Origin of the sequence: Amnibacterium endophyticum (assembly GCF_042680685.1) — a bacterium.
In the GTDB taxonomy this organism is placed as follows: Bacteria; Actinomycetota; Actinomycetes; order Actinomycetales; family Microbacteriaceae; genus Amnibacterium; species Amnibacterium endophyticum.
In genome coordinates, this window is record NZ_JBHUEA010000041.1 from 1 (window position 1) to 9,947 (window position 9,947).

General features: G+C 73.1%; 9 protein-coding genes and 1 pseudogene. All 10 read left to right on the forward strand.

Annotation, left to right across the window (positions count from 1 at the left end):
* Positions 1-303, forward strand: a pseudogene (locus ACFSBI_RS15920) (hypothetical protein); the annotation flags it as partial.
* Positions 304-903, forward strand: a complete 600-nt coding sequence (gene recR, locus ACFSBI_RS15925; protein ID WP_377936668.1) for a recombination mediator RecR — start codon at positions 304-306, stop codon at positions 901-903. It begins immediately after the preceding pseudogene.
* A gap of 145 nt (positions 904-1,048) precedes the next feature.
* A complete protein-coding gene (locus tag ACFSBI_RS15930) occupies positions 1,049-1,879 on the forward strand; it encodes an alpha/beta fold hydrolase (RefSeq protein ID WP_377936670.1) in 831 nt (276 codons plus the stop codon).
* Between the two features lie 103 nt (positions 1,880-1,982).
* Positions 1,983-3,266, forward strand: coding sequence for an aspartate kinase (locus ACFSBI_RS15935; protein WP_377936672.1), 1,284 nt, complete (start codon positions 1,983-1,985; stop codon positions 3,264-3,266).
* Positions 3,263-4,306 (forward strand): aspartate-semialdehyde dehydrogenase, encoded by a 1,044-nt coding sequence (locus tag ACFSBI_RS15940; RefSeq protein WP_377936674.1) that lies wholly within the window; start codon positions 3,263-3,265, stop codon positions 4,304-4,306. Before ACFSBI_RS15935 ends, ACFSBI_RS15940 begins: the two co-directional genes overlap by 4 nt.
* A gap of 63 nt (positions 4,307-4,369) precedes the next feature.
* A complete protein-coding gene (locus tag ACFSBI_RS15945; RefSeq protein ID WP_377936676.1) occupies positions 4,370-5,848 on the forward strand; it encodes a malate:quinone oxidoreductase in 1,479 nt (492 codons plus the stop codon).
* A gap of 121 nt (positions 5,849-5,969) precedes the next feature.
* Entirely contained in the window at positions 5,970-7,085 is a 1,116-nt protein-coding gene (locus ACFSBI_RS15950) for a hypothetical protein (RefSeq protein WP_377936678.1), read from the forward strand.
* Between the two features lie 47 nt (positions 7,086-7,132).
* On the forward strand, positions 7,133-8,173 hold the full coding sequence (locus tag ACFSBI_RS15955; RefSeq protein WP_377936680.1) for an Rv2578c family radical SAM protein: 1,041 nt from the start codon (positions 7,133-7,135) through the stop codon (positions 8,171-8,173).
* A 94-nt stretch (positions 8,174-8,267) separates the two neighbouring features.
* Positions 8,268-8,936 carry a response regulator gene (locus ACFSBI_RS15960; protein ID WP_377936682.1) on the forward strand — a complete coding sequence of 223 codons (669 nt, stop codon included), beginning with the start codon at positions 8,268-8,270 and terminating at the stop codon, positions 8,934-8,936.
* Positions 8,936-9,598, forward strand: a complete 663-nt coding sequence (locus tag ACFSBI_RS15965; protein ID WP_377936684.1) for a thymidine kinase — start codon at positions 8,936-8,938, stop codon at positions 9,596-9,598. Before ACFSBI_RS15960 ends, ACFSBI_RS15965 begins: the two co-directional genes overlap by 1 nt.
* Positions 9,599-9,947 lie beyond the last annotated feature (349 nt).

Genomic DNA, 9,947 nt, shown 5'->3' on the forward strand with positions numbered 1-9,947 from the left:
CGCGTGCAGCCGCCGACCGCGTCGCCGCCACGGGCGCAGGCCGCTCCGGCGCGCGCCGCGGCACGCAGCGCGGTCTCCGAGCCGCAGCCTCCCGCCGGGTGGGGGGCGGTGCCGCCGCCGACGGACGCGGACGCGCCGGACGACGAGCCGGAGCCGGAGCCCGCGCCGCCGGCGCAGGTCCACCGCCCGGTGCCGCCGATGCGGCCCGACGAGGAGCACCGGTACGGCGAGGCGGTCGTCCGGGAGATCCTCCAGGCGAGCTTCCTCGAGGAGACGACGGTGGCCCCGACGGAGGTGCGCTAGGTGTACGAGGGGATCGTCCAGGAGCTGATCGACGAGCTGGGGCGGCTGCCGGGGGTCGGCCCGAAGTCGGCGCAGCGGATCGCGTTCCACATCGTGCAGACGCGCGGCTTCGACGTGAGCCGGCTCGGCGAGCTGCTGCTCGAGGTGCGCGACAAGGTGCGCTTCTGCTCCCTGTGCGGCAACGTCGCGGACCAGGACCGGTGCGGGATCTGCCGCGACGCGCGCCGGAACCGCAGCACCATCTGCGTCGTCGAGGAGCCGAAGGACGTCGCGGCGATCGAGCGCACGAGGGAGTACCGAGGGCTCTACCACGTGCTCGGTGGTGCCCTGAGCCCGATCGACGGCGTCGGCCCGGACGACCTGCGGATCCGCGAGCTGGTGCAGCGGCTCGCGGACGACGAGGTGCAGGAGGTCATCATCGCGACCGACCCGAACATGACGGGCGAGGCGACGGCCACCTACCTCTCGCGGCTGCTGAAGGGGATGGCCGTCCCGGTCAGCCGGCTCGCGTCGGGGCTGCCGGTCGGCGGGGACCTGGAGTACGCCGACGAGGTCACGCTCGGACGCGCCTTCGAGGGCCGCCGGCTCGTCGACCGCTGAGGTCGCCGCACGCGACCGCTCCCGCCGCTCGGGCCTCGGTCCGCCTCCTCTTTCCCGCCGGTCGAGCCTGTCGAGACCTGCTCCTCTTTCCCGCCGGTCGAGCCTGTCGAGACCCCGGCCGCTCGAGGCGGGGTTAGCATCCGACATGCTCGTCCCGATCGGCGCAGGCACCTCCATCGACCTCACCGACACCGGCCGCGGCCCCGCGGTCGTGCTGCTGCACGGCTGGCCGGTCACCGCCGTCCACTGGCGGCACGTGGTCCCCGTCCTGCTGCGCGCCGGCTACCGCACGGTCGAGGTCCAGGCGCGCGGGCTCGGCTCGGGGTCGACCGGCCGCGGCGACCACGCGAAGGCGACGCTCGCGCGCGAGGTGCTCGCCGCGCTCGACGCGATCGGCGTCCGCCGCTTCGCGGTCGTCGGCCACGACGTCGGCGCGACGATCGCGCTGCTCATGGCCGCCGAGCAGCCCGGCCGGGTCGCCGCGCTCGCGGTCGAGGAGGGCGTGCCGCCCGGCATCCGGGTCGAGGCGGCCGAGGCCGAGACCTACCCCTCCTGGCACCGCCCGCTGTTCACCGCTCCGCAGGGCGTCGCCGAGCGGCTGCTCGCGGGCCGCCTGGACGCGACCGTCGACGCGTACCTCGGCGGGAGCGCCGGGCCGGCGGGGCTCGACTTCGGCGCCCACGTCGAGTACATGAGCGCCTACGGCTCCGACGAGGGCCTCGCCGCGACGCTCGCGCTGTACCGCGCGGAGGACGTCGACGCGCTCGCGGTCCGGCGGGCGACCCGGCACCGCCTGCCGATGCCGGGGCTCGCCATCGCCGGCACGCACGGCCGCGCGGGCCAGGTCGCCGAGGCGCTGTCGCACGCGGTCGGCCGGCTGCACCAGGTGACGGCGTCCTCCGCCGGCCACTACCCCGCCGAGGAGGCCCCCGACGCCGTCAACGGAGCGCTCATCCCCTTCCTCCGCGCCGCCTGATCCCGTTCCGAAGGTGATCCGGCGAGGCCGGATCACCTTCGAGACGGGATCACGCCGCTCGGTAGACTCCTGCGGCCCTCGTCCGCGACCGGAAGTTGAACCCGTGAGCCTCATCGTGCAGAAGTTCGGCGGCTCGTCCGTCGCCGACGCCGAGAGCATCAAGCGGGTCGCGAAGCGGATCGTCGAGACCCGCAAGGCGGGCAACGACGTCGTCGTGGCGGTCTCCGCGATGGGCGACACGACCGACGACCTCGTCGACCTCGCGAACCAGGTGACGCTGCTGCCCGCGCCTCGCGAGCTCGACATGCTGCTCACCGCCGGCGAGCGGATCTCGATGGCCCTGCTCGCGATGGCGATCAAGAGCATGGGCCACGACGCGCGCTCGTTCACGGGCAGCCAGGCGGGCATGCTCACGGACGCGCAGCACGGCGCGGCCCGCATCGTCGACGTCACGCCGGGCCGGGTGCGGGACGCGCTCGACGCGGGCGCGATCGCGATCGTCGCCGGGTTCCAGGGCTTCAACCGCGGCACCGGCGACATCACGACCCTCGGCCGCGGCGGCTCCGACACCACCGCGGTCGCGCTCGCGGCCGCGCTCCGGGCCGACGTCTGCGAGATCTACACGGACGTCGACGGCATCTTCACCGCCGACCCCCGCATCGTCCCCCGCGCCCGGTGGGTGCCGCGGATCACGAGCGAGGAGATGCTCGAGCTCGCCGCCGCGGGCGCGAAGGTGCTGCACATCCGCGCCGTCGAGTACGCGCGCCGCCACGGCGTCACGCTCCACGTGCGCTCCTCGTTCACCAACAAGCCCGGGACCGTCGTCTACAACCCGGCCGGGCCCGGCCTCGACCAGAACGGAGTCCCCGTGGAGGAATCGGTCATCACGGGCGTCGCGACCGACCTGTCGGAGGCGAAGATCACCGTCGTCGGCATCCGGGACGAGCCCGGCAAGGCCGCGGAGCTCTTCACCGCCGTCGCCCGCACCGGCGCGAACATCGACATGATCGTGCAGAACGTCTCGGCCGCTGCGACGGGGCTGACGGACATCTCCTTCACGCTGCCGAAGCAGTCCGCGGAGGGGGTGCTCGCCTCGCTCGCCGCCGAGCAGCCGTCGCTCGGCTTCGCGTCGCTGCAGCACGACGACCAGATCGGCAAGCTCGCCCTCGTCGGCGCAGGCATGCGGACGAATGCGGGCGTCTCGGCGCGGCTCTTCCGGGCGCTGTCCGACGCGGGCATCAACATCGAGATGATCTCGACCAGCGAGATCCGCATCTCGGTCGTGACGAGAGCGGACACGATCACGGCGGCGACGCTCGCGGTGCACGCCGCGTTCGGCCTCGACGCCGACGAGGAGGCAGTGGTGCACGCGGGGACCGGACGATGAAGGTCGGGGTCGTCGGCGCGACCGGCCAGGTCGGCGGGGTGATGCGCCGCCTGCTCGAGGAGCGGGACCTGCCGATCGAGCAGGTGCGCTTCTTCGCCTCCGCACGGTCGGCCGGCACGACGCTGCCGTTCCGCGGCGAGCAGATCGTGGTGGAGGACGCGGCGACGGCGGACCCGACCGGTCTCGACGTCGCGCTCTTCTCGGCAGGGGCGACGACGTCGCGGGCGCAGGCCCCTCGCTTCGCGGCCGCCGGCGCGATCGTCATCGACAACTCGTCGGCCTGGCGGATGGACCCCGAGGTGCCGCTGGTCGTCAGCGAGGTGAACCCGGAGGCGCTCGATCACGCCGTGAAGGGGATCGTCGCCAACCCGAACTGCACCACCATGGCCGCGATGCCGGTCCTGAAGCCCCTGCACGACGAGGCAGGACTGGTCCGCCTCGTCGTCAGCACGTACCAGGCGGTGTCCGGCAGCGGCCTCGCGGGCGTCGCGGAGCTGGCCGGCCAGGTCGAGCGCGCCGTGGGGCAGGGCGACATCACGACGCTCGTCCACGACGGCGCCTCGGTCGACCTCGGCAGCCCGGCCAAGTACGTCGCGCCGATCGCGTTCGACGTCGTGCCGCTCGCCGGCAGCCTCGTGGACGACGGGTCCGCCGAGACCGACGAGGAGCAGAAGCTGCGGAACGAGAGCCGCAAGATCCTCGACGTCCCCGGGCTGCTCGTCTCCGGCACCTGCGTGCGCGTGCCCGTCTTCACCGGGCACTCCCTGTCGATCAACGCCGAGTTCGCGCGGCCGATCAGCCCGGAGCGCGCCCGCGAGCTGCTCGACGGCGCGCCGGGCGTCGCGCTGGTCGACGTGCCGACGCCGCTCGAGGCGGCGGGCGCCGACCCGAGCCTCGTCGGCCGGATCCGCCGGGACGAGGGGGCGCCGGAGGGCCGGGGGCTCGCGCTGTTCGTGAGCAACGACAACCTCCGCAAGGGCGCCGCGCTGAACGCGGTGCAGCTCGCCGAGCTGGTGGCGGCCCGGCTCCCCGCGCGCTGACCCCGCGCCGCGAGACCACCTCGCGGGGCACCGCCCCCCGAGGGGCGCGGCTAGGCTCGTCCGGTGGCTGACGACGACCCGATCGACGTCGTGCTGATCGGTGGCGGCATCATGTCCGCCACGCTCGGCACGATGCTGCACGCCCTCCAGCCGGACTGGTCCATCCGGATCTACGAGCGCCTCGGCGAGGTCGCGGAGGAGAGCAGCAACGCGTTCAACAACGCGGGCACCGGGCACGCCGCCCTCTGCGAGCTGAACTACACGCCGGAGAAGCCGGACGGCTCCATCGACATCACGAGCGCCATCAAGGTGAACGAGCAGTTCCACCTGTCTCGGGAGTTCTGGGCGTCGCTCGCGGAGCGCACGACGCTCTCCGGGCCGGACCTCTTCATCAACTCGACGCCGCACATGACCTTCGTCCGCGGGGCCGACCACGTCGACTACCTGCGGCGCCGGTGGGAGGCGCTGACCGACCATCCGCTGTTCGCGGAGATGGAGTACAGCGAGGATCCCCAGGTCATCCACGACTGGGCTCCGCTGCTGATGCTCGGGCGGGACCGGCTCGAGCCCGTCGCCGCGACGCGCGCCGCCTCGGGCACCGACGTCGACTTCGGCGCGCTGACCCGCGGGCTCATCGACACGCTTTCCTCGCAGGGCGCCGAGCTGCGGGTGAACACCGAGGTCACGCACCTGAAGCGCGAGCGGGACGGCCTCTGGCGCGTCCGCGCCCGGCACCTGGTCGGCCAGGACCGCCACGAGGTCCGCGCCCGCTTCGTCTTCGTCGGCGCCGGCGGGTGGGCGCTGAAGCTGCTGCAGAAGGCCGGCATCCCGGAGGCGCGCGGCTACGGGCTCTTCCCGATCAGCGGCCAGTGGCTGCGCTGCGACGACCAGGAGGTCGTCGCCCGGCACCGGGCGAAGGTCTACGGCAAGGCCCAGCTGGGCGCTCCGCCCATGAGCGTGCCGCACCTCGACACCCGCATCGTGAACGGGCGCGCGTCGCTGCTCTTCGGCCCCTACGCGGGGCTGTCCCCCCGCTTCCTGAAGCGCGGCAACCTGCTCGACCTGCCGCTGTCGGTCCGCCCGCACAACCTCGTGCCGATGCTCGCGGTCGCGAAGGACAACTTCGCCCTGGTCAAGTACTTGCTGCGCGAGCTGACGAAGTCGAAGCGGGCGAAGTTCGCGTCGCTGCAGGAGTTCTACCCCGACGCGCGGCCGGAGGACTGGCACAAGCAGACGGCCGGGCAGCGGGCGCAGGTGATCAAGAAGGACGCGAAGAAGGGCGGCGTGCTGCAGTTCGGCACGGAGGTCGTGACGGGTGCCGACGGCTCGATCGCGGGGCTGCTCGGCGCCTCGCCCGGCGCCTCCACAGCCGCGGCGATCATGCTCGACGTGCTGCAGCGCTGCTTCCCGGACCGGATGGCGGGCTGGCGGTCCGAGCTGACCGAGCTGGTGCCGACCTACGGCACCCTGCTCTCGGACGACCCCCGCACCGCGCGGAAGGTGGCGGAGCGCACCGCGGAGGCCCTCGGGCTGACGGCCTGACGGCCTGCGGACGGGGGCTGCCGAAGCGCGTGCCGCTTCGTTACGCTTCGGGCACCCGATCGGCGAGGTCGGCGGACGTCACCCGCGTCCGCTCCTCGCCCAGCCCGAGGACGTCCATCCGATGCGCCTGCCCATCCGCCTCGCCGCCCTGCCGGCGAGCCTCGCGTTGACCGCGGTGCTCGTCGGGGTCGTCGTCGCGCCCTCCGAGGGCGGCGACCGGCCGTCCCTCGCCTCCGCCGCGGCGCCCGCTTCGGGAGCCTGCTCCGGTGCGCCCGCCGCAGCCGTCGAGGCGGCTCGAGAGCGCGGCATGTCCTACGACTTCCTGATGGGCAGCAGCTTCAAGCGCAAGCTGACCGCGGTGGGCTCCCGCGCGGTGGTGCTCGACGCCGGCGACTACACGACGAGCGACTTCACCGCCGGCACCGACCGCGTCGACTCGAGCCGGCTCGGCCGGTCGGCCGCCGGGCTGATCGGTGCGGGCAGCGGCGCGACGCACCTCGAGATGGCGCCGCGCAGCTCCACCCGCAAGCGGGTCGTGCCGACGACCGAGTACGAGGTGAACCCGCTGAACGTGCTGCGGGTCACGAGCGAGCACCCCGTCGTGGGCGGGTTCTCCCTGACGGGGTCCCCGCAGGGGCACACCTACAACGGGCTGCGGATCGATCGCGCCCACGGCGCCCAGGTCGTCGACGTGCACGTCTCCGCGATCCCGGGCGACATGGACCGTCCCCCGGGCGAGACCTTCGGCATCAACGACTACAAGACGGTCGGCTCGGTCTACGAGCACGTCGAGGTCGACGGTGCGGGCGTCGGCGCGGCCGGCTTCGCCGCGAACGGCTCGCAGGGCATCACCGTGTGCGACGCCTCGTCGCACGACAACCCGATCAGCATGGGCTTCGCGTTCTGGTCGGTGAAGGACATCACGCTCGTCGACTGCACCGCCACCGACAACGGCTTCACCGGCTTCAACTTCGAACGCGTCTCCGGCGATGTGCGGCTGATCCGGCCGAAGGCCGAGGACAACCGGTGGGACATGCGCGTCGTGAGCGACCTCGGCTCGGCGAGGTACACGATCGTCGACCCGGATCTCACGAGCACCCAGGTGCCGGGGCGGTGGACCATCGAGCTGCCCTCGACCTACTGGAAGCACCCGAGCCTGCAGAAGCGGTCCGACGTCACGCTGATCGTCGACGGGAAGGTGCGGAACGACTTGATCCGCTGGGTCGTCCCGTACTGATCCCGCCCGAGCCCGCCGGCTGATCGAATCCGTGTTCTACTGTCGGCATGCGATGGCAGTCCCAGCAGCTGGACGCCCCGACGGATGCGCTGCCCGGCCTGGCGCGCATCCACGACCTGGTCCGCACCACCCGCACGCCCGAGTTCGCCGGCATGACCTTCTACGAGGTGCGGGCGAAGTCGGCGCTGAACCGGGTGCCGGGGCACGTGCCGGGCACCCCCTACCGGTGGACGATCAACCCGTATCGCGGCTGCTCCCACGCCTGCGTCTACTGCTTCGCGCGGCCGACCCACCGCTTCCTCGAGTTCGACGACCCGGCCGCCTTCGACGCGGACGTCGTCGTGAAGGTGAACCTGGCGGAGGTGCTGCGCGCCGAGCTGCACCGGCGCTCGTGGCGGCGCGAGCCCGTGGCGCTCGGCACGAACACCGACCCCTACCAGCGGGCGGAGGGACGCTACCGCCTGATGCCGGACGTCCTGTCGGCGCTCGCGGACAGCGGGACCCCGATCTCGCTGCTGACCAAGGGCTCGCTGCTGCGCCGCGACCTCTCGCTCCTCGCGCAGGCGGCGGAGCGGGTGCCGGTCGATCTCGCGATGTCGGTCGCCGTGCTCGACGACGATCTGCAGCAGCGCGTCGAGCCGGGCACCCCGTCGGCGACGGCGCGGCTCGCGACGGTCCGTGCGGCTCGGGACGCCGGGCTCGAGTGCGGGGTGTTCCTCATGCCGGTGCTGCCGTACCTCACCGACTCGGTCGAGCACCTGGGGCGGGCGCTCGACGCGATCGCGGCGGCGCGGGCGAGCTACGTCGTCTGGACCGCGCTGTACCTGAAGCCCGGGGTCAAGGCGTGGTGGGTGTCGTGGCTGCAGCGCGAGCGGCCCGACCTGGTGGCGCGCTACGCGCGGCTCTACGCCGAGGGCGCCTACGCGCCGAAGGCCTACCGACGATGGCTCGCCGACCGCATCGAGCCGCTGCTGGCGGAGCGCGGCCTGGTCCGCGGCGCCGTCGACAGCGCCACCGGCACCGTGCGGTCCCGGTCGACCGGCATCGTCCGAGCCGTCGCCGCCGGCGGGCAGCCGACGCTGTTCTGACGGCGTCGGCGGGGTGGCGGTCCTGCGGGACGGCGAGGATGCTCCAGGATCGGGGGACGCGGCGGGACGGGCTGTCCCCCGGATGGAGGCGCAGGTGGGCGACGAGGTGATGACGGGTGGACCCGCCCGCCCGTCATCGGGCCGCGCGGTCCGCGTGGCGCTGCTCGACGACCACGAGGTGCTGCTCGACAGCGTGAGCAGCTGGCTCCGTGAGCACGCGCCCGACCTCGACGTCGTGCTGCGCGCCACGAGCTGGCTCGAGCTGGTGCACAGCCCCGCCTTCCCCACGGACCTCGTGCTGCTCGACGTGCAGCCGCAGGAGCCGGTGTCGCTGGGAGCCCGCATCCGCAGCTGCCGAGCCGCCGGCGCAGTGGTGGTCGTGCTCACCGGGCTCGACGACCCCGAGCTGCGGAGGCGGGCGCTGGAAGCCGGCGCCGCGGCCTTCCTCTCAAAGTCGCGCCCGATCCTCGATCTGGTGGCGGCGGTGCGCGAGGTGCTGGGCGGTGCGCCGCAGCAGGAGTGGCGCCCGCTGCCGGCCGAGGCGCTCCGTCGGCCTCGGCTGAGCCTCGGGGAGGAGTCGGCGCTGCGCCTCTACGCGTCCGGGCTCTCCACCGCGGACGTCGCCGCCGAGATGCACGTGCAGTTCGAGACTGCGAAGACCTACCTCCGACGGGTCCGGGAGAAGTATGCGCGGGTCGACCGACCCGCGTCCCGCCGGTCGGAGCTGATCCAGCGGGCGCTGGAGGACGGATATCTGCAGTAGTGGCGAAGCTCTGGTTCCGATACGGCGCGATGAACAGCGGCAAGAGCACCGCGCTGCTGCAGGCCGCCTACAACTACGAGGAACGCGGGCAGCGGGTGCTGCTCGCCAAGCCCGGCGTGGACGCGAAGGGTGATCGGGACATCGTGTCGCGCCTCGGCGTCACGCGCTCCGTGCACTTCCTGATCGGCGAGGGCGACGACCTGCTCGAGGCGTTCTTCGCGCACCGTCGTCGCGTGCAGGCGGAGACCGGCTCGCCCGTGGCCTGCCTGCTGATCGACGAGGCGCAGTTCCTCACCCCGGCGCAGGTGAACGACCTGCTGCGGATCGCGGTGGTGCAGGACGTGCCCGTGCTCGCCTACGGCATCCGCACCGACTTCCGCACGGAGGCGTTCCCCGGCAGCGCGCGGCTGCTCGAGGTCGCGCACAGCCTCGAGGAGCTGAAGACGATCTGCCGCTGCGGACGGAAGGCGATCTTCAACGCCCGCCGCATCGGGGACGCGTTCGTGTTCGACGGCGCGCAGGTCGCGATCGACACGCTCTACGACGTGACGTACGAGTCGCTCTGCGCGCAGTGCTACCTGGCGGAGTCGGGCGGCGTGCTCGACGGTGAGGCCCTGCAGGTCGGGCCGGCGCCCATGGGGCCGGACACCGACTTCAGCTGAGGTCGTGCGGACCGGCCGAGCAGCCCTCGGAGGTCCTCGCGAGGTGCCTCCTGACGCGAGGCGATGTCGGAGGTCCGCGACATACTGCATCTGCCCGTGCCGGGTAAGGAATGCATGTTCGCGAATGAGGTTACGAGCGGAACGCTGCGAATGCAGCGGCCGCGACGCGTCGACCAGGTACGGCGTCTGCAGGGACGCGCATGAGCGGGCCGATGGCCGGCTTCGAGGAGCGTCGGGCGTTCTTCACCGACGCGTTGGCGGAGTCGGCGCGGGTGGCGCGGGCGGGTGAGGCGGCGCTGCTGCAGACGATGCTCGCGGGGTTCGAGGCGATGCTCGCCGAGGAGGAGGC

Excerpts from the sequence above, each read along its gene's own strand:
- ACFSBI_RS15930 (WP_377936670.1), top strand. The coding sequence starts at position 1,049 with ATGCTCGTCCCGATCGGCGCAGGCACCTCCATCGACCTCACCGACACC.
- ACFSBI_RS15940 (WP_377936674.1), top strand. The coding sequence starts at position 3,263 with ATGAAGGTCGGGGTCGTCGGCGCGACCGGCCAGGTCGGCGGGGTGATG.
- ACFSBI_RS15950 (WP_377936678.1), top strand. The coding sequence starts at position 5,970 with ATGCGCCTGCCCATCCGCCTCGCCGCCCTGCCGGCGAGCCTCGCGTTG.
- ACFSBI_RS15955 (WP_377936680.1), top strand. The coding sequence starts at position 7,133 with ATGCGATGGCAGTCCCAGCAGCTGGACGCCCCGACGGATGCGCTGCCC.